18 protein-coding genes are annotated in these 17,604 nt (G+C 63.6%); 3 read left to right on the plus strand and 15 right to left on the minus strand.

Annotated features, from left to right (window positions below; all coding sequences use genetic code 11):
- Positions 1–107: 107 nt before the first annotated feature.
- From LFT47_RS11895 to LFT47_RS11945, 11 genes are all read right to left on the minus strand, one after another.
- Positions 108–503 (minus strand): FKBP-type peptidyl-prolyl cis-trans isomerase, encoded by a 396-nt coding sequence (locus tag LFT47_RS11895; RefSeq protein WP_236811003.1) that lies wholly within the window; start codon positions 501–503, stop codon positions 108–110.
- A 50-nt stretch (positions 504–553) separates the two neighbouring features.
- Entirely contained in the window at positions 554–1,495 is a 942-nt protein-coding gene (locus LFT47_RS11900; protein WP_236811005.1) for an FKBP-type peptidyl-prolyl cis-trans isomerase, read from the minus strand.
- A 110-nt stretch (positions 1,496–1,605) separates the two neighbouring features.
- Complete coding sequence (gene pafA / locus LFT47_RS11905) at positions 1,606–2,970, minus strand: Pup--protein ligase (protein WP_078108903.1); 1,365 nt, start codon at positions 2,968–2,970, stop codon at positions 1,606–1,608.
- Between the two features lies 1 nt (position 2,971).
- Positions 2,972–3,679, minus strand: coding sequence for a proteasome subunit alpha (gene prcA / locus LFT47_RS11910; RefSeq protein ID WP_236811013.1), 708 nt, complete (start codon positions 3,677–3,679; stop codon positions 2,972–2,974).
- Between the two features lies 1 nt (position 3,680).
- A complete protein-coding gene (prcB, locus tag LFT47_RS11915) occupies positions 3,681–4,490 on the minus strand; it encodes a proteasome subunit beta (protein WP_236811021.1) in 810 nt (269 codons plus the stop codon).
- A 78-nt stretch (positions 4,491–4,568) separates the two neighbouring features.
- Positions 4,569–4,772, minus strand: a complete 204-nt coding sequence (locus tag LFT47_RS11920) for a ubiquitin-like protein Pup (protein WP_236811023.1) — start codon at positions 4,770–4,772, stop codon at positions 4,569–4,571.
- A 110-nt stretch (positions 4,773–4,882) separates the two neighbouring features.
- Entirely contained in the window at positions 4,883–6,511 is a 1,629-nt protein-coding gene (gene dop / locus LFT47_RS11925) for a depupylase/deamidase Dop (RefSeq protein WP_236818539.1), read from the minus strand.
- Between the two features lie 50 nt (positions 6,512–6,561).
- Positions 6,562–8,376, minus strand: a complete 1,815-nt coding sequence (arc, locus tag LFT47_RS11930) for a proteasome ATPase (RefSeq protein ID WP_236811029.1) — start codon at positions 8,374–8,376, stop codon at positions 6,562–6,564.
- A 101-nt stretch (positions 8,377–8,477) separates the two neighbouring features.
- Complete coding sequence (locus LFT47_RS11935) at positions 8,478–9,530, minus strand: tRNA (adenine-N1)-methyltransferase (RefSeq protein WP_059389235.1); 1,053 nt, start codon at positions 9,528–9,530, stop codon at positions 8,478–8,480.
- Between the two features lie 118 nt (positions 9,531–9,648).
- Entirely contained in the window at positions 9,649–10,818 is a 1,170-nt protein-coding gene (locus tag LFT47_RS11940) for a site-2 protease family protein (protein ID WP_236811031.1), read from the minus strand.
- On the minus strand, positions 10,819–11,562 hold the full coding sequence (locus tag LFT47_RS11945; protein ID WP_236811037.1) for an HAD family hydrolase: 744 nt from the start codon (positions 11,560–11,562) through the stop codon (positions 10,819–10,821).
- 120 nt (positions 11,563–11,682) lie between these two features.
- On the opposite strand from LFT47_RS11945, the gene LFT47_RS11950 reads away from it, so the two are divergent.
- A complete protein-coding gene (locus LFT47_RS11950; protein ID WP_236811045.1) occupies positions 11,683–12,588 on the plus strand; it encodes a PAC2 family protein in 906 nt (301 codons plus the stop codon).
- A 106-nt stretch (positions 12,589–12,694) separates the two neighbouring features.
- Here the strand turns inward: LFT47_RS11950 and mshC are convergent, their stop codons facing one another.
- Together mshC and LFT47_RS11960 are read right to left on the minus strand one after the other, a co-directional pair.
- A complete protein-coding gene (gene mshC, locus LFT47_RS11955) occupies positions 12,695–13,978 on the minus strand; it encodes a cysteine--1-D-myo-inosityl 2-amino-2-deoxy-alpha-D-glucopyranoside ligase (RefSeq protein ID WP_236811047.1) in 1,284 nt (427 codons plus the stop codon).
- A 16-nt stretch (positions 13,979–13,994) separates the two neighbouring features.
- A complete protein-coding gene (locus LFT47_RS11960; RefSeq protein ID WP_236811048.1) occupies positions 13,995–14,828 on the minus strand; it encodes an undecaprenyl-diphosphate phosphatase in 834 nt (277 codons plus the stop codon).
- A 52-nt stretch (positions 14,829–14,880) separates the two neighbouring features.
- On the opposite strand from LFT47_RS11960, the gene LFT47_RS11965 reads away from it, so the two are divergent.
- Positions 14,881–15,813, plus strand: a complete 933-nt coding sequence (locus LFT47_RS11965; RefSeq protein WP_236811049.1) for an aldo/keto reductase — start codon at positions 14,881–14,883, stop codon at positions 15,811–15,813.
- A gap of 33 nt (positions 15,814–15,846) precedes the next feature.
- On the opposite strand, the gene LFT47_RS11970 is transcribed toward LFT47_RS11965, so the two are convergent.
- Positions 15,847–16,119 (minus strand): hypothetical protein, encoded by a 273-nt coding sequence (locus LFT47_RS11970; RefSeq protein WP_236811050.1) that lies wholly within the window; start codon positions 16,117–16,119, stop codon positions 15,847–15,849.
- A gap of 39 nt (positions 16,120–16,158) precedes the next feature.
- Here LFT47_RS11970 and LFT47_RS11975 point away from each other — a divergent pair, with 39 nt between their 5' ends.
- Positions 16,159–16,392, plus strand: coding sequence for a DUF5703 family protein (locus tag LFT47_RS11975; RefSeq protein ID WP_059389241.1), 234 nt, complete (start codon positions 16,159–16,161; stop codon positions 16,390–16,392).
- Between the two features lie 46 nt (positions 16,393–16,438).
- Here LFT47_RS11975 and LFT47_RS11980 read toward each other — a convergent pair whose 3' ends face one another.
- Positions 16,439–17,599 (minus strand): acyl-CoA dehydrogenase family protein, encoded by a 1,161-nt coding sequence (locus LFT47_RS11980; protein ID WP_236811051.1) that lies wholly within the window; start codon positions 17,597–17,599, stop codon positions 16,439–16,441.
- Positions 17,600–17,604: the final 5 nt, after the last annotated feature.

Here is a 17,604-nt window from a genome sequence, read left to right on the forward strand (position 1 = left end):
TTGCTACGTTACTAAATTCCTCAGGCAAAGGCGGAAGGCGCGTCTGCGGCCGGATTTCTCCGGCTGCAGACGCGCCTTCCCATGCATTGGACTTAGTGCTGCGAAACCTAGCGGACGGCCACGAGGTCCACCACGAAGATCAGGGCTTCGTTGGGTTTGATGGCCCCGCCGGCGCCACGGGAACCGTAGGCAAGCTCGGAGGGGATCTCGAGGCGACGGCGGCCGCCGACCTTCATGCCAAGGAGTCCTTTGTCCCAACCCTGGATGACCTGGCCGACTCCCACGCGGAAGTCCAGCGGTGCGCCACGGCCCCATGATGCGTCGAATTCCTCGCCGGTGGACCAGGCAACGCCAACGTAGTGGGTGGAGACGGTGTCGCCGGCCTTGGCCTCGGCGCCGTCACCAACGACGATGTCCTTGATAACAAGTTCCGTGGGGACGTCGCCCTCCGGGAAATCGATCTCCGGCTTGGTGCGGTCGTAATCGCGCTGACCAAATGACATAGGTGCTCCTCAATGTGATAGGGACGGTGTTGCGGAATTTTTCGGAAGGGCTACTGGGCGCCCAGGATGTCGACGACGAAGACGAGGTCGCCCGTGGGCTGGCCCTGGGTCGCGGCGTCGCCGTACGCGAGGCTCTTGGGGATGACCAGGAGGACACGGGAACCGACCGTCTTGCCCGCAAGTCCTTGCGTCCAGCCCTTGATGACACCGTTGAGCGCGAAGCTGGCGGTCTCGCCCTTGTCGTAGCTGGAGTCGAACTTCTTGCCGTCAGCCAAGGTGACGCCGACGTAGTTGACCGTCAGGGTGTCTGTCTCCTTGACGACTGCGCCCTTGCCCTTGATGAGGTCCTGGGCGACGAGGGCGTCCGGAGCCTTCGCGCCGTCGACGGAAATCTGCGGAATTCCCTTGTCATCGACCTTGACCGTGGGGAGGCCGGCGGGCGGAGTAACGGTATCGCCCTCGGGCTTGGCCAGGGGCTTCACTGCGTCCTTGACGCCAGTGACCTTGAAGACCACCAGCTGGGATGACGTTGCCGCTGCTTCGCCCGACGCCGCAGTTCCGGGGACGACGAAGGCGATGTCGGCGCCCACCTTCGCACCTACGAGCGCGTTGTAAAGCACGGCGCTGCCGGTCTTGAGCTGGTCGTTCAGTTCGACGGGCTGGGACCCTGTCGGGAATGTGTCTTCGAGGGTCTTGCCGTCCTTGCCGTCGACGGCAATGTAGGTGATCTGCGCCACCTGTCCGGCTTTCACCTTGTCGCCGGCGCCGTCGCTGACCATCTTGATGGTCGGCTGCGTCACGTCCAACGGCTTGTTGAATTCCAGGCCGGGTGCCTTCTTGTCTCCATTGTCGGAGACCTTGAGGGAATCCAGCTTGGCGACTTCGCCGGCGGACTGACTGGTGGGCTCCGGGGTTGCTGTTGTTGCCGGACTTCCGCCGCAGGCGGTAATCAGCAAGAGGCCGGGGATAAGAATTGCTAGTAGACGTCGCACAAATTGAACTTTCGTCGGGGCAAAAGGAGGGCATGGACGGGCCAGGCTCGGCCATGCGCGTAGAGGCCTGTTAAAAGGCCAACCTCCAGAGTAGCGGGTGAAACTGGGAGTCAGCTCATCGAGTCCAGGAGGGCATCCACTCTTTCGTCGACGCTGCGGAAGGGATCCTTGCACAAAATCGTCTGGTGCGCGCGGTCGTTCAACTTCAGATGGACCCAATCCACGGTGTAGTCGCGGCCGAGTTCCTGGGCGCGCCGGACGAAGTCGCCGCGGAGTTTTGCGCGGGTAGTCTGCGGCGGCGCATCCACGGCATCCTTGATGTCGGTATCGGCCACGAGGCGCCTCGCCGCACCGCGGGACTGGAGCAGGAAGAAGAGCCCGCGCTTGCGCGAGATGTCGTGATAGGTGAGGTCCAATTGCGCGATCCGCGAGGAATCGAGGCCGATTCCATGGCGACGCATGTATCCGTCCATCAGCTTCTTCTTGATGGCCCAGTCCACTTCCGTGTCGATTCCGCTGGTGTCGCCGCTATCGATCGCGTCCAGAGTCCGTTCCCAAAGGTCCAGGATGAGCGGTACGTGCGGATTGTGGGCTCCATTCGAGGCCACAAAGGCCGTGACCTTTGCAAGGTACTCACGCTGGATGTCCAGGGCCGTCAGTTGCCTGCCGTTGGCCAGCCGCACCAGGGCTTTACCGCTGAGATCGTGGGAGATTTCCCGGATGCTGCGGATGGGGTTCTCCATTCGCATGTCCCTCATGATCACTCCGGCCTCAATCATGCGCAGGAGCAGATCCACCGTTCCCACCTTCAACAGGGCGGTGGTCTCGGACATGTTGGAATCGCCGACGATCACGTGCAGACGGCGGAAGAACTCGGCATCGGCGTGCGGCTCGTCACGGGTGTTGATGATGGGGCGGGATCTTGTCGTCGCGGAGGACACGCCTTCCCAAATGTGGTCGGCACGCTGGGAGAACGCGAACGTGGCCCCATGGGGTGTCTTGAGGACCTTGCCCGCACCGGCGATCAGCTGCCGCGTGACGAGGAAGGGAATGAGGATCTCGGCGAGCCGAGAGAACTCGCCCCGCCGCGGAATCAGGTAGTTTTCGTGGCTGCCATAGGAGTTGCCGGCGGAATCGGTGTTGTTCTTGAAAAGGTAGACGGTTCCGTTGAATCCCTCCGCCGCAAGCCGCGCCTGCGCTTCGTCAACGAGGTCATCGAGAATGAGCTCCCCGGCCCGGTCGTGGGCAATAAGCTGCGCGAGGTCGTCGCATTCCGCGGTGGCGTACTCCGGGTGCGAGCCGACATCCAAGTACAGGCGCGAGCCATTCGTCAGGAAGACGTTGGAGGAACGTCCCCAGCTCACCACTTTGCGGAAGAGGTACCTGGCGACTTCCTCGGGAGCCAATGGCCTTGAGTCGGGGCTCGAGTACGAAATACCGAACTCCGTTTCGATCCCGAATATCCTTTTGTCCATCTCAGGCCTCCCCTGCCAGCAGCTGCGTGATTTCTTCTGCCCCGAGCCGCCGGAAGGCCCGCCGGGATCCGCGCCCGCTTTCCGGACTTCGGTCCAACACGGCGGCCTCGACCGCGGTGCCGGGCAGGGCGTCCACTTCCTTGTCCGTCGCCAGCGCCTTGACGGCCAGTCGCAGTGCGCCGGCCAGGTTGAGGTCAGCTTTCCAGCCGCGGGCCACGGTCTCGGCTACTTGCTCGGCCAATCCGCCCATCACCACAAACCCGTTCTCGTCGGCAATCGAACCGTCGAAAGTCAGCCGATAAAGATGGTCCTCGGCCTGCGTGTGCCCGACCTCTGCCACCGCAAGCTCAACTTCGAACGGCTTTTGTTCCGCGGTAAAGACAGCGCCAAGGCTCTGCGCGTAGACACTGGCCAGACCGCGGGCAGTGACGTCCTCGCGATCGTATGAATAGCCTCGGACGTCAGCGTAGCGGACACCCGCTTGCCGAAGACTCTCAAACTCGTTGTACTTCCCCACCGCGGCGAACGCGATCTTGTCGTAGATCTCACCGATCTTGTGGAGCGACGGCGACGGGTTTTCCGCGACCAGCGCGATGCCGTCAGCGCAACTGATCACGACGACGGAACGGCCGCGGGCGATGCCCTTCCGCGCGAAATCCGCGCGGTCCTTCATCAGTTGTTCAGGCGAAACATAAAACTGCTGGGTCATCTCAGGCCTCCCGTCCGGCAACTGTGCGCGATTCAACAATGGATCCGGCGATCGCCGCCAACTCGCGTTCCGACACCCGGCGGGCACCGGCGCGGTTGACGGTATATACCACCGGCCAAAGCTGCCGGACCGGGTCCGGACCGCCCGTGGCCGAGTCGTCGTCGGCGGCGTCATAGAGAGCTTCAACCGCGACGGCGACAGCCTCGTCTTCGGTGAGGTTTGGCCGCCACAGCTTCTTCAAGGCGCCGCGGGCGAAGACAGAACCCGAACCGACCGAATGGTGCTCCAATTCCTCGTACCGTCCCCCGGTGACATCGTAGGAGAAAAGCCGTCCCACGCCGGCTGCCTGGTCAAAGCCCGCGAAGAGCGGGATCACCGCGAGACCCTGCATGGCCATCGGCAGGTTTCCCCGGATCATGGCCCCAAGCCGGTTGGCCTTGCCGTCCAGGCTCAGCAGCGTGCCCTCGATCTTTTCGTAGTGCTCCAGTTCCACCTGGAACAACCGGGTGATGTCGATGGCCAGGCCGGCCGTCCCGGCAATGCCCAGGACGGAGTATTCGTCGGCCGGGAAGACCTTCTCGATGTGCCTGCTGGCGATCACGTTGCCCATGGTTGCACGCCGATCCCCCGCCATCAGGACGCCGCCGGGGTAACTGAGGGCGACGATTGTGGTGGCATGGGGCACCGGCGGAATCTGTCCCGCGGGCAGCGTTTGACTAAAAGGAAGGAGTTCAGGCCTGGAGCGTTGCAGATGCTCTATGAACGAAGACGTTGCTTGGGTGGCCAGGTGGCCGGCTGATGGATCCTGCATTGCTGCGCTCCTTCGACTCTGACATCCGATGCCCGGCGGCCTCGCGCCGGCCGGGCCCTTGGCTTAGCTGGCGGCTGGCTACTGGCCGCCCTTTTGCACAAATGCCCTGACGAATTCCTCGGCGTTCGATTCGAGCACGCCGTCGATTTCGTCGAGGAGATCGTCCACGCCCTGCGTGGCGACCGAGGCCTGTGCCTCCGGCGCTGCGGGCGGTGCCCCGGGGGCGTCGGCCTCTGCCTCGACGTCCCGCGACTGCGGTTGCTGCTGCTCCTGAGCTGCCATTTCCTTCTCCATTCTGTCCATCCCCGGCAACGGGGACTTCCTGTAATGCCATACTGCCACGGGGCGGGCCCCGCCGCTGCGGTTTTAAGTGCCCGTTTGGCGGCCTTTAGTCAGCTGCCCGTTCCGGCGGGCGGGGCCGGATCCAGGCCCAGCAATTCACGAAGGAACGCGCCCGCTGTGGCGTGTTTCCGAAACAGCTGACCGGTGAGTGCTTCCGTGCCGCGGAGGGGTTCCCGCGTGGGCACCCGCTGCAGTTTCCCGATGCCGGGAACGTCGAAGATGACCGAATCCCAGCTGGCTCCGACAACGTCCTTGCCAAAGCTGGAAACGCACTTTCCGCGGAAATATGCCCGGGTGTCCGACGGCGGTTCGACGACAGCACGGCTGATCGTGGCGTCGTCGACGATCGTCTGCATGCGGTCGCGGGAAAGCATGCGGTAGTACAGGCCCTTTTCCGGCCTCACGTCGGACCATTGCAAATCGACGAGACCCAGGCGGGCGTCGTTCCATTCGAGGCCGTCACGGTTCCGGTAGCCGTCAAGCAGGGACATTTTGGCCAGCCATTCGACGGAGGACGCGGCACCTGCGGGGTTGCTCCCCAAGAGCCCGAGCGTCGATTCCCACCGTTCCAGGACATCGCGGGTGTGGCCGTCGCCGCTGAAGGAATCGGAGACCCCCGTTTCCTGCCCAAGTTTGGCCGCTGCCTCGTAGTACATCCACTGGATGTCCAGCGCTGTTACCCGCCGTCCGTCGAGAAGCCTGACCGTGGCAGTCAGGGAGGTGTCGTGGCTGATTGCCTGCAGGCCCGCCACCGGCTCGTGTACTTCGATCTTCGGAGCCTGACCGGCTTCGATGAGGCTCAGGACCAATGCCGTGGTTCCGAACTTCAAATAGTTCGAGACCTGGCTCAGGTTGGCGTCACCGATGATGACATGCAGGCGCCGGTATTTGTCCGCGGTGGCATGCGGTTCATCCCGGGTATTGATGATCGGGCGCCTGATGGTGGTTTCCAGCCCCACCTCGGCTTCGAAGAAATCCGCCCGCTGGCTGATCTGGAATCCTGGCATCGAACCGTCCTGGCCCTTGCCAAGCCGCCCGGCGCCGCAGATCACCTGGCGCGTGACGAAGAACGGCGTCAGGCCTCGGACGATGTCCCCGAAAGGCACCGAGCGAGGCATGAGGTAGTTCTCGTGGGAGCCGTACGACACTGATTTGTTATCCGTGTTGTTCTTGTACAGGTTGATGGCCGGCAGATCGGGATCGGCGGCCACTTTCCGAACCGTGGCCAGTGCGACGAGGTCGCCGGCCGCATCCCACGCGACGATGTCGCGGGGATTCGTGACCTCGGGACTGGAATATTCCGGATGGGCATGGTCCACGTACAGGCGGGCCCCGTTTCCGAGGACCATGTTCATGAGCAACGATCCTGACTCGTCGCCGCCGTCGGCTTCCAGCTCCTGACGCCCGTACGCCAACGCGACGGCCTCGGCGTCGAGCACGGGAGGCCTGTCAGTCAGCTGGCTCGGATCTGCTGCGCTACGCTCAACTGTCCAACCGCGGGCATCATGCAGGGGCTCTTCGTCCGTGTAGTCCCAACGGGTTTCAGCGCCCCCGGCAGCCCGCTGCCGCGTCAGGTTGGCGTAGGCCTGGATGATCCGTGCGGACATCATCGTGGCGTTCGCCCCTGGCGCGGAGGGTGCGTGGATACCGTATTCAGTTTCCGAACCCATGACCCTCATGGCCCCGCCCACGGGAAGCTTGTCCGAAGGCAGGCCTTCCGGCCGGGCCGTCACAGGTACTGGCCGGTGTTTGGAGTCGTTTCGATCGACTTCCCGGGCTCCTGGCCGGCCTTGCCCTGGACGATGGTGCGGATGTAGGTGATGCGTTCGCCCTTCTTGCCCGAGATGCGTGCCCAGTCATCCGGGTTGGTGGTGTTGGGCATGTCCTCGTGTTCGCGGAATTCATCGACGACGGCGCGCAGGAAGTGGTCGATCCGCAGGCCTTTCTGCTGGGTCAGCAGAAGGTCCTTGATGGCGTACTTCTTGGCCCGGTCCACGACGTTCTGGACAACCGCGCCGGAATTGAAGTCCTTGAAGTAGAGCATCTCGGTATCGCCGTTGGCGTAGGTGACTTCGAGATACTCATTCGACTTCTCGGTCGAATACATCGCTTCAACAGTGCGCTGGATGATGGCGTCGACTGTGGCCTGGACGTCGCCGCCGTGCTCCGCCAGATCCGTCGCGTGGAAAGGCAGGTCGGTGGTGATGTACTTGGCGAAAATGTCAGCGGCCGCTTCGGCGTCGGGACGCTGTATCTTGACCTTCACGTCAAGCCGGCCGGGACGAAGAATAGCCGGATCGATCATGTCTTCGCGGTTCGAAGCGCCGATCACGATGACGTTGTCCAGCCGTTCGACGCCGTCGATCTCGCTCAGGAGCTGGGGAACGATGGTTGTTTCGACGTCGGAGGACACCCCGGTGCCGCGGGTGCGGAACAGCGAGTCCATTTCGTCGAAGAACACCACCACTGGGCTGCCATCTGACGCCTTCTCCCTGGCGCGCGCAAAAATCAGGCGGATGTGACGCTCTGTTTCGCCGACGTACTTGTCAAGGAGTTCAGGTCCCTTGATGTTCAGGAAGTAGCTCTTCAGGTCCACGTTTCCGGCCCGTTCGGAGGCGCGGGCGGCGAGCGAGTTGGCAACGGCCTTCGCGATCAGCGTCTTGCCGCAACCTGGAGGCCCGTAAAGCAGGATGCCCTTGGGTGCTTTGAGCCCGTGCTCGCGGTACAGGTCCGGGTGCAGGAACGGGAGTTCCACGGCGTCTCGGATCTGTTCGATTTGCGGGCCCAAGCCGCCGATGTCCTCGTACGTAATATCCGGGACTTCCTCGAGGACAAGGTTTTCGACCTCTGCCCGGGGCACCTTCTCCAGGGCGTAGCCCGTGCGGGAATCCAGCGACAAAGCATCACCGACGCGCAGGTGCACCTTCTGCAATGCGCCTGAAAGCCTGACGACCCGCTCTTCATCGGCCCTGCCCACTACCAGGGCGCGGTCCGTGCCAAGCATTTCCTTGAGCGTGACGAGTTCGCCTGCCCGCTCATAGCCCAGGCCGGTCACTACAAGCAGGGCCTCGTTGAGGAGGACTTCCTGTCCGACGGCCAGCTGGTTGATGTTCACGAGCGGGCTGACGCCCACGCGCATCTTGCGGCCGGCATTGAAGATATCAACCGACTCCTCGGTGGCCGCCTGGCCTGTGCTGCCTGCCGTTGGCTGGCGCCTCGGATTGATCTGGAGGATTGTCCCGAAGCTGTATGGCGGTTGGCCGTCCTGCTCGAGGGCGCCTTTGAGCCGCAGGATTTCGGCCTTCGCCGTCTCCAGCATGGTCACGAGCTTGGTGTTGTTCTGGGTGGCGGCGGCAAGCTGACGGTCGATGTGGCGCAGTTTGTCTCGAAGGATGTTGATCTGGCGTTCCGAGACAGTGAGTTCCGCGGAGTCGTCCACCGGTTGGATCGCCCCACCCCCGCGTCCAGCTTTTCCTTCAGCCACAGCCTTGTTCGATGGCTCCTCCGGCGTTGCTCGCCCGAAGTCATTGTTCGACGTATCCACGAAGCATCAGCTCCTTCCCGCTTTCTATAAATAGACCTTAGCCCTCAAAAGCGTTGGGTAACCTGTGACATCCGGAATGCGGACCAGTTTGTGATGTTTCCTCAGGGAGCGGGTGTGGGGTCGTCCTTGACGTTGGTGCCGGCAATCGCATCCCGTGCAGCCCGACGCAGTTTTTTGTCGGAAACCGCGCGCTCTCCTACGGCCCCCGGGGTCCAGGCATTCAGGTCCTCTTCGCTGAACTCGGTCTTGGAAGGCCGCCGTTTGACGGAGATTCCGGTCACGCCGTCGGCGAGGCGACGGGTTACCAGGAGGAAGCCGGTGTGGGCCACCATGCGGTGGTCGGGACGGACGGCGAGGCCTTCGAGGTGCCAGCCGCGGACCATGGACTCCCAGGCGTCCGGTTCCGTAAAACGTCCGTCGGCGCGGATGGCTTCGGCGGTACGGGAGAGCTGGGTCACGGTGGCCACATAGTTGATCCACACGCCGCCGGGGGCCAAAACGGTGGCTACGGCGTCGAGGCATTCCCAAGGAGCGAGCATGTCCAGCACCACGCGGTCCACGGATCCGGGCTCTTCGCTGCGGACAACTTCCTCCTGGAAGTCGCCCAGCGAAATCTTCCAGGCCGGGTGCGGACCGCCGAAAATCGTTTCCACATTGCCGCGGGCGATGTCGGCGAATTCTTCCCGACGCTCGAAAGAGTGCAGGTAACCGTTGTCGCCCACTGCACGAAGCAGGGAGATCGAAAGGGCCCCGGAACCAACGCCGGCTTCCACAACACGTGCACCCGGGAAGATATCGGCCATGGTGACGATCTGGCCGGCGTCCTTGGGGTAGACCACCGCGGCACCGCGGGGCATGGACAACACGAAGTCCGAGAGTAACGGACGGAGCGTCTGGTACTGCTGGCCGATGTTGTTGGCGACCACGGAACCGTCAACCTGGCCAATGATTTCGTCGTGGTTCAGGAAGCCGCGGTGCGTATGGAAGGCGCCGCCTTCCTCCAAGGTGATGGTGTTCATCCGGCCGCGTTCGTCCGTGAGTTGAACCCGCTCGCCCACACGGAACGGCCCTCGGCGCCGTGCAGCACCAGTCGGCTGGATGGCGGTGTCGGCGGCGCCGGTGGCCGTGTAGTTGGCGGCGGTTTCGCTGCTCATGGGTGTTTCCTCGCTCCTGTACGGCTGGGCCGTCATTTGTTGCCACAGTTACTGCTCAGTGATGCGCACTGCCGGCCGGGTTAATTCACGGCCGGCAGGTAACTCTACCGGGAAGGTCCTACGGGCGTCCGCTCCGTCGGGCTACTTTACCTGTAATGGCTGTCACTACGGCCTGCTGCCGCAGCAGGCCCATGACTGTGCCGGCTTCATCCACGACCGCGTATTCGGCACCGCTGAGCTGCGCCAAATACTGGATCAGTTCCTGGCCGCTGGACGTCCAGGGCACGTAGGCCCCGTCGGCGAGCGGGGTGGAAACCGCGGTCACGAAGGTTGTGGATACCTCGGAGGCCGGCACGGCTGCAGTCGCAGCCGGATCGACGAGGCCCTGTGGCCGGCCATCCGGTCCGCAGATCACGACGGCGGGCGTACCGTAGGGTGCCACGCGCAGCACGTCGGCGACCGTGGCCGAGTTCGGAATTCCTACGGCGGGTTCGGCCAAGGCGGCGGCACTCACCGAGGGGAGGCGTCCGCGGAGCGTCGCCTGCTTTATCGCGCCCGAAGCGCCCATCCAGAGGAAGCTGCAGACAAGGAAGGTGATGAGCATCAGGCTGAGATCGGGCGCATTGCCACTCAGCACGGGCAGCACGACGAACCAAACAACGAGGACGATCACGATGACCCGTCCGGCCCAGCCAGCCGCCACCGTCCCCTTTTCCTGGCTGCCCGTCACTTTCCACACCGCGGACTCCACCAAACGACCCCCGTCAAGCGGCAGGCCAGGCAGGACATTGAAGACGCCGATCAGCAGATTGGCCCACATGAGGATGTTCGTCAGGGTGTCCCCTACCCCGGTGAAGACACCGGCCTGCAGCAACAGCCAGGCCCCGCCCGCGAGGACGAAGTTGGCCGCGGGTCCTGCCAGGGCAACAACCACCGAGCGGCCTGGGGAGGCGATGAAGCTCTCGAACTGGGTGTGTCCGCCCCAGAGATTCAAAACGATCTTCTCCGTGGGCCATTTGAAGGCCTTGGCGCTCAAGGCGTGGGCGAGCTCGTGGACGAGCACGGACAGGGCCAGGAGCACCGCATAGGCGAAGGCAACAAAGTAGGCGCCGATTCCCAAGGAGTGGTTACGGATCAGCAGCGCAGGTCCATAGACGATCACCGTGAACGCCGCGATGATGAACCAGGAGTAGGCAAGGTACACGGGGATTCCGGCGATCCGGCCGAGTGGAATCCCGTCCTTCCTGGCGCTACGCATACTGTGGCCACCGTTCCGGGGAGTGCTCATTTAGTTTGCCTGTTCAAGGAAAGCCGCGGCCGGCACATTGCCGAGGGCACGCTCGGCAACAAGTGCTTCAAGGTCGGCGACCTTCCGTCCCTCGAGGGTGTCCCAGGTTGCCCGGCGGGGGTCCTCGGGCAGTGGCATCTGGTGCGGAATTCCGACCGTGACCACGCCGGAGGCGATCGCGGACGCGACTCCCGGGACGGAATCCTCGAGTGCGACGCAATGATCCACGGTCAGCGCGGGGTCCGTGTCCTGGAGCCGTTCCACGGCGGCGAGGTAAGCCTCCGGGTGGGGCTTTCCTTGGCTGACGGTGTCCCCCGTGATGAGGAACTCGAAGTAGGGCTTGGGAAGGTTGGCGACGACTTCCCGCGCCATCGGGCCTTCGGACATCGTCACGAGGGCGCAGCGGACGCCGGATTGATATAGCTCGTCGAGCAATTCCTTGGCCCCAGGCCGCCACGGCACCTCGACGCGCAGACGGTCGATGACCTGGGCGCTCAGGGAGTCGACAATCTCGCGCTTTTCCAGGTTCACCCCAGCCCTTTGGAGGATGCCGGCCGAGTGCATCAATGACTGCCCTACGAGCTGCATGGCTTGTTCATGGCTCCAGGCGCCGCCGTGGGACTCAACGAGGGTGCGCTCTGCTGCAATCCAGTGCGGCTCCGTGTCCACCAGGGTGCCATCCATGTCCCATAGCGCGGCTTTGAGCTCGGCTTTTACAAAGGGCTGGGTGGCTGAAGCAAGCATGCCTCAAGTCTACGTGGAACGAGGCACGCCAAATTGCCGCTCTACGCCCGGGGCGAAGTATGGCCACGCCGGTCCCCTCATGCCATGCATCGGTGGCGGTGTTGGACGTAGGGTGAGTGAATGAACAGTTTGGACGGAGCCCCTGACGGACAGGCCACAACACCCGAGCCTGAGCGCCTTCTCCAGCCTGTAGCCGAAGGCCAGCGCATCACCGTGATGCTGGCGGCTTTCGAGGGTTGGAACGACGCCGGCGAGGCGGCCAGCGATTCCCTGCACTACTTGAACAAGTTGTGGCAAGGAAAGAAAGTGGCATCCGTTGATGCCGACGACTATTACGACTTCCAGTTCACCCGGCCGACGGTGCGACGCACCGCAGCCGGAACCCGCAAGGTGAAGTGGCCTTCCACGCGCCTGTACAAGGCCAGCGTCCCGGACAGCAACGTCGATGTCGTGTTCGTGCTCGGCACCGAACCTTCCTACCGCTGGAGGGCCTACACGGCCGAGCTTCTGGTCCACGCCGAAACGCTCAAGGTCGACTACGTTGTGCTGATCGGCGCCCTTCTGGCCGATGTCCCGCACAGCCGCCCGATCCCCGTCAGCACCACCTCGGACGACAGCGGATTGCGGCAGCGCTTGAACCTGGAGGCTTCGCAGTACGAGGGTCCGGTAGGCATTGTGGGCGTGCTGGCGGAATTCGCCCTGCTCGCGGGCTTGCCCACGGTGTCGCTGTGGGCGGCCGTGCCGCACTATGTCGCCCAGCCGCCCTCCCCCAAGGCACAACTGGCCATCCTGAACAGGATCGAGGATCTGCTCCAGGTGCCGCTGGACACCCGCGCCCTCAACGAGGAATCCGAGGCGTGGGAGCGCGGTGTGGACGAACTGGCCATTGAAGACCCGGAAATCGCCGCCTACGTGCGGCAGCTCGAAGAGGCCAAGGACACGGCTGACCTGCCGGAGGCCAGCGGCGAATCCATCGCGCGTGAATTTGAGCGCTACCTCAAGCGCAGGGGCAAGGACAAGCCCTGACGGGCTGTCTCCGGGGGTGCGGTACGCATCTAAGCCAACGCGGGGTCACTTACGGTCCATCCAGGTGGACATTATGGGCCGTAAGTGACCCCGCGTTGTTTAGATATTAGAGTTCGACGCCGAGCAATCCGTTGATCGCGTCGCTCACCAGGGCGGAATCCAGGGCGCCGGGCTCGGCGTCGGACGCGTTGCTGAGCGCCGCCGCGGCCCAGGCGTCGACGGCGGCGACCGCGCCGGGAGCGTTGAGATCGTTGGCCAGCTCGGCACGCATCAGCGTCAGCAGTTGCGCCGCTGTCCCCTCGGGAGCAATGTCCCGGGCGGCCCGCCACGTATTGAGCCGTTCCTTAGCCTGTGCGAAGCCTTCATCGGTCCAGGACCAATCCGAACGATAGTGGTTGGCCAGGATCGCCAGGCGGATCGCTGCGGGCTCTTCGCCGGCGGCACGGAGCTTGGACACCAGGACCAGGTTGCCCTTCGACTTGCTCATCTTTTCACCGTCCAGGCCCACCATTCCGGCATGGGCATAGTGGCGCGCCAACGGAATGCCGCTGAGCGAAAACGCGTGTCCAGCACCCATCTCGTGGTGCGGGAAGACGAGGTCCGATCCGCCGCCCTGCACCGTGAACGGAGCCGGAAGGTACTTCTGGGCAATGACCGTACATTCAATATGCCAGCCGGGACGTCCGTCACCGAGGCTTGCGCCGGGCCAGCTCGGCTCGCCGTCGCGGGCAACCCGCCACAGCAAAGGATCGAGGGGATTCCGCTTGCCGGAGCGGCCGGGATCGCCGCCGCGTTCCGCGAAAAGCTCCAACATTTCCACTTCACCGAGCCCCGAGATGTCACCGAGGGTCCACGCGTCGGGGCTATCCGAGGCCTTGCCGGCTGCCTCGACGTCGTAATAGACGTCGCCGTCGGGTTCGCCGCCGGTGCCGTGCACGCGGTAGGCGAGCTCGTCCGCGATCAATTTCTCGATGGCCGGGACAATCATCGGGATCGCCTCGACAGCCCCGATGTAGTGGCTCGGAGCGAGCACATTGAGGGCGTCCATGTCGGTCTGGAAAAGCTCAATCTGGCTCGCCGCCAGCTCCCGCCAGTCAACGCCGGTGGCGGTGGCGCGCTCCAGGAGGGGATCGTCGACGTCGGTGACGTTTTGGACGTACGCAACCCGCTGGCCGCTGTCACGCCATGCCCGGTTGAGCAGGTCGAAGGCTACGTAGCTGGCCGCGTGGCCCATGTGGGTGGCGTCGTACGGCGTGATGCCACAGACGTACATGGATTGCTCCGCGCGTGGCTCGACCTCCACGAGGGCCCCGAGGGCGGTATCGAACAGCCTCAAGGGGGGCATGCTGCCGGGTAGTTCAGGCACAGGGCGGGAGATCCACGATTTCACAGCCTCAACCATAGTGCTAGGCGCTGATGACATTGAAACCGAGCAATACATAGAGGGCGAGTCCCAGGAGAATGCGGTACCACACAAAGACACGGTAGCTGTGGGTTGAAATGAATTTGAGGAACCAGCCAATGATGATGAAGCCCACAACGAAGGCGATGACCGTGGCCAGGGCCGTTTCCGGAAGGCCGAAGGGTCCGGTGATTCCTTCCTTGGACACCACCTTGTACAGCTGATACAAGCCGCTGCCGAAGACAGCGGGTATGGCGAGCAGGAACGAATACCGTGCGGCAGCTTCTCGCGTATACCCCATCAAGAGGCCGGCTGTGATGGTTCCGCCGGAGCGGGAGACGCCCGGGATGAGCGCCATGGCCTGGGCCAGACCGTAAAGGATGCCGTGCTTGAAGGTCAATTGGCTCAGCTCGCGTTCCTGCTTGCCCACGGCGTCGGCCACCGCGAGGATCATGCCGAAGACGATGAGCATCGTGGCGACGATCCAGAGGCTGCGCAGCACGGATTCGATCTGGTTCTGGAAGAGCAGGCCGAGCACGATGATGGGCAGGCTGCCGAGGATGACCAACCAACCCATCCGCGCGTCGGGATCGTCCCTGGCCACCTTCCCGCGCAGCGATCCGAACCAGGCGCGCACAATCCTCACGATGTCGCGCCAAAAGAAGACAATGACCGCCGTCTCGGTGCCCAGCTGGGTAATGGCCGTGAAAGCGGCTCCGGGATCCGCCGCATTAGGCAGGAACGAGCCGACAATTCGCAGGTGTGCGCTCGAAGAAATCGGAAGGAATTCTGTCAGGCCCTGCACGAGGCCAAGGAAGGCTGCTTCTATCCAGTTCACGTGAATAGACCCTACGTCATGATCTACCCGATCTCCCCGTAAGCTATCAGCTATGCAGCAGCGTTACGTCGGCAACAGTGGGTTTCGGGTGTCCACCCTTTCCCTGGGCACCATGTCCTGGGCGGAAGAAACGGACGAACAGGATGCACGGGAGCTGCTCCATACGTTCATCGCCGCAGGCGGCACCATGATCGATACCGCGGCCTCTTACGCAGGAGGACAAGCCGAGGCCCTCCTGGGCTCCATGCTGGGCGACGTCGTGGCGCGTTCGGAGATTGTCCTCTCCACAAAAGCAGGCGTCTCGACGTCGGACAGCCGGCGCAGCGTCGATGCCTCCCGCGGTTCCATGCTGTCCGCACTCGACGCCAGCCTCGCCCGTTTGGGAACCGATTACGTGGACATCTGGTTCGCGCACGCCTGGGACGGCAACGTTCCGCTGGACGAAACGCTTTCCGCTCTTGACCTTGCGCTGCGCTCGGGACGCGCACGGTACGTCGGCATCTCCAACTACAACGGTTGGCAGACCGCCAAGGCTGCGGCCGTCGCGGGATTCACCGTGGTGGCCAACCAATCCGAATATTCGCTCCTGCACAGGAAGCCCGAAGACGAACTGGTGCCCGCCGTCGAGGATGCCGGCCTCGGCCTCATGGCGTGGGCTCCCCTCGGGCGCGGGGTGCTCAGCGGCAAATACCGTGGCCAGATTCCTTCGGAATCACGTGCGGCGGAGGGCCGCCTTAGCGGCTACGTCGAAAAGTACCTCGACGCGCGGGGCGCACGGATCGTCGAAGCGGTGGCAATGGCCGCGCGCGGGTTGGGACGCTCCGCCGTCGACGTGTCCCTGAGCTGGTTGCTCTCCCGCCCGGGCGTATCCACGGCCATAGTGGGCGCACGCAATGCGGTCCAGCTCAAGGAGTTGCTCGATGCGCAGCTGGCGCCTCTTCCCGCTGAAATTTCGCGGGCACTTGAAGACGTTTCAGCGATCTGACCCAGCTGTTATTCCGGCATTACTGACCGCGCACTACTGGTCGAGGATCTCCAGCTCGTCTTCATCGAGGAGTTCATTGTTCTCCTCGTCGTCATCCTCTTCATCGTCGTCGAACACCTGAAGTGGTGTGACTTCCGAGTAGGCCTCGTATAGTGAGTCCTCATATACCTCAAAGGCATCTGCGACGGCGAAAAACGCCGCCTCCACAGCGGGATCTCCTTCGCCCCTACGGGCGGAAGCGGCAATCAGGTGTTCTTCCAAGGCAGCTGTCAATGACTGAAGCGCGACACGCGGATCGATGCTCATGACTTCACGTTAGCCCGAAAAAGACGAAAATGGAGAGGGATGAGAGAACAATTTCTGAGCAGTTCAGTGGAGCGTCAGCGGGACTACGCGAGGCAGTACGAGTATCTCGTACTGACCGTCAGTCCTGACGATTCCTTGCCCGAGGCGCGACGTCGGCTCGTGGAGCACTCCGAATATGGCAAGTGGGAACTGGAGCGGAGCATCCTCTATATCGGCGGCGGTCGCCGGTTCTGGCTGCGCCGCAGAGTACTCAACGTACAACGCACCGTGTAGCTGCACGGCCGCTCTTTCGGGTCGCCCGCTCCAGCTTTCGAGCGTTTCAGCTTTCGAGCGGGCCAAGCAACGCGTTGGCTACGGTGGTGTGCGCTGATTCGTCATTCGAGGGATGGAAGATCCCGGCCAACACATCGCGGTACAGCCGTTCGAGTTCCGAGCCCCGGAAGTAGCTTGAGCCTCCGGAAACCCGGATTGCCACATCCACCATGGTCCGGGCGTTCTCCGTGGCCCGCACCTTGAGCCCCACGAACTTTGGGAACCACTGCGCCCCGTGATCAACCAAGGCATCCACGTCACGGGCAACTGACGCCAGCTGCGGCTGGATGGAATCCATTGCCATGGCGGCGTCGGCGATCTTCCAGCGGATGTCCGGGTCCTGCGAGAAGCTCCGGCCGCCGTACTTGGCCGAGGTACGGCGTTTGGCGGCATCAACCGCCAGGGTGAATGCCCGCTCCCCGATGCCCGTGTAGACCGCGGCAAGCAGCGTTTCGAAGCACGCGAAGATCGCGAAGATCAACGGATCCTGATTGGGTCCTACGGGCAGTTTCCGGAATATCCGTTCCGGCGGCACCATGGCGGCCTGCAGGAGCGTGGTATTCGATTGGCTGGCCCGCATGCCCAGGGTGTCCCAGTCGCTCAGTGTCTCGTGCCCCGGGGCGTCCCGGTGGATGAAGCCGAACACCAGCTCCCCGTTCCCCTCCCGCGCGCCGCTGTCCTTGCCGAAGATGCCGAGGCGGGTCCATGCCGGCGACAGGCTCGTGAAGATCTTCCGTCCGGTGAAGCTGTACCCGCCGTCCAGCTGCGGTTCCGCCGTGGTCCCTGAGTCGAAGAGCATGGAGTCATTTCCCGCCTCGGAAATCCCGAAGGCAAAGACCTCGCCCCGTCCTGACTCCTTGAGGACATAGTCAAGGGAGTTGTCGCCGCGGGCCGCCAGGACGTGCGCGACGCCGGTCCAGACGAGGTGCATGTTGACGGCCAACGCCGTGGCCGGGGCAGCCGTGGCCAACCGGCGCTGAAGCTCCGCCGCGGCTTCGAGCCCGAGCCCCAGTCCGCCGTCGGACTCGGGGACGAAGATCTTCAGGTAGCCCGCCGCTGCGAGCTCCTCAAGGTCCTCGTGGAAGAAGGAGTTGTTCTGGTCGTAACCGGCGGCGCGGCCCCGGATGCGGTGGAGCAGCCCGTCCGGCAGGATCTCCTCAGAGGTCACGGCGT

Origin of the sequence: Arthrobacter sp. FW306-2-2C-D06B, from assembly GCF_021789175.1 — a bacterium.
In the GTDB taxonomy this organism is placed as follows: Bacteria; Actinomycetota; Actinomycetes; order Actinomycetales; family Micrococcaceae; genus Arthrobacter.

Bases quoted from the DNA above. Each gene is read 5' to 3' on its own strand.
- LFT47_RS11895 (WP_236811003.1), bottom strand. From the start codon at position 503: ATGTCATTTGGTCAGCGCGATTACGACCGCACCAAGCCGGAGATCGAT.
- pafA (WP_078108903.1), bottom strand. From the start codon at position 2,970: ATGGACAAAAGGATATTCGGGATCGAAACGGAGTTCGGTATTTCGTAC.
- prcA (WP_236811013.1), bottom strand. From the start codon at position 3,679: ATGACCCAGCAGTTTTATGTTTCGCCTGAACAACTGATGAAGGACCGC.
- prcB (WP_236811021.1), bottom strand. From the start codon at position 4,490: ATGCAGGATCCATCAGCCGGCCACCTGGCCACCCAAGCAACGTCTTCG.
- LFT47_RS11920 (WP_236811023.1), bottom strand. From the start codon at position 4,772: ATGGCAGCTCAGGAGCAGCAGCAACCGCAGTCGCGGGACGTCGAGGCA.
- dop (WP_236818539.1), bottom strand. From the start codon at position 6,511: ATGAGGGTCATGGGTTCGGAAACTGAATACGGTATCCACGCACCCTCC.
- LFT47_RS11935 (WP_059389235.1), bottom strand. From the start codon at position 9,530: ATGAGCAGCGAAACCGCCGCCAACTACACGGCCACCGGCGCCGCCGAC.
- LFT47_RS11940 (WP_236811031.1), bottom strand. From the start codon at position 10,818: ATGAGCACTCCCCGGAACGGTGGCCACAGTATGCGTAGCGCCAGGAAG.
- LFT47_RS11945 (WP_236811037.1), bottom strand. From the start codon at position 11,562: ATGCTTGCTTCAGCCACCCAGCCCTTTGTAAAAGCCGAGCTCAAAGCC.
- LFT47_RS11950 (WP_236811045.1), top strand. From the start codon at position 11,683: ATGAACAGTTTGGACGGAGCCCCTGACGGACAGGCCACAACACCCGAG.
- LFT47_RS11965 (WP_236811049.1), top strand. From the start codon at position 14,881: ATGCAGCAGCGTTACGTCGGCAACAGTGGGTTTCGGGTGTCCACCCTT.
- LFT47_RS11970 (WP_236811050.1), bottom strand. From the start codon at position 16,119: ATGAGCATCGATCCGCGTGTCGCGCTTCAGTCATTGACAGCTGCCTTG.
- LFT47_RS11975 (WP_059389241.1), top strand. From the start codon at position 16,159: ATGAGAGAACAATTTCTGAGCAGTTCAGTGGAGCGTCAGCGGGACTAC.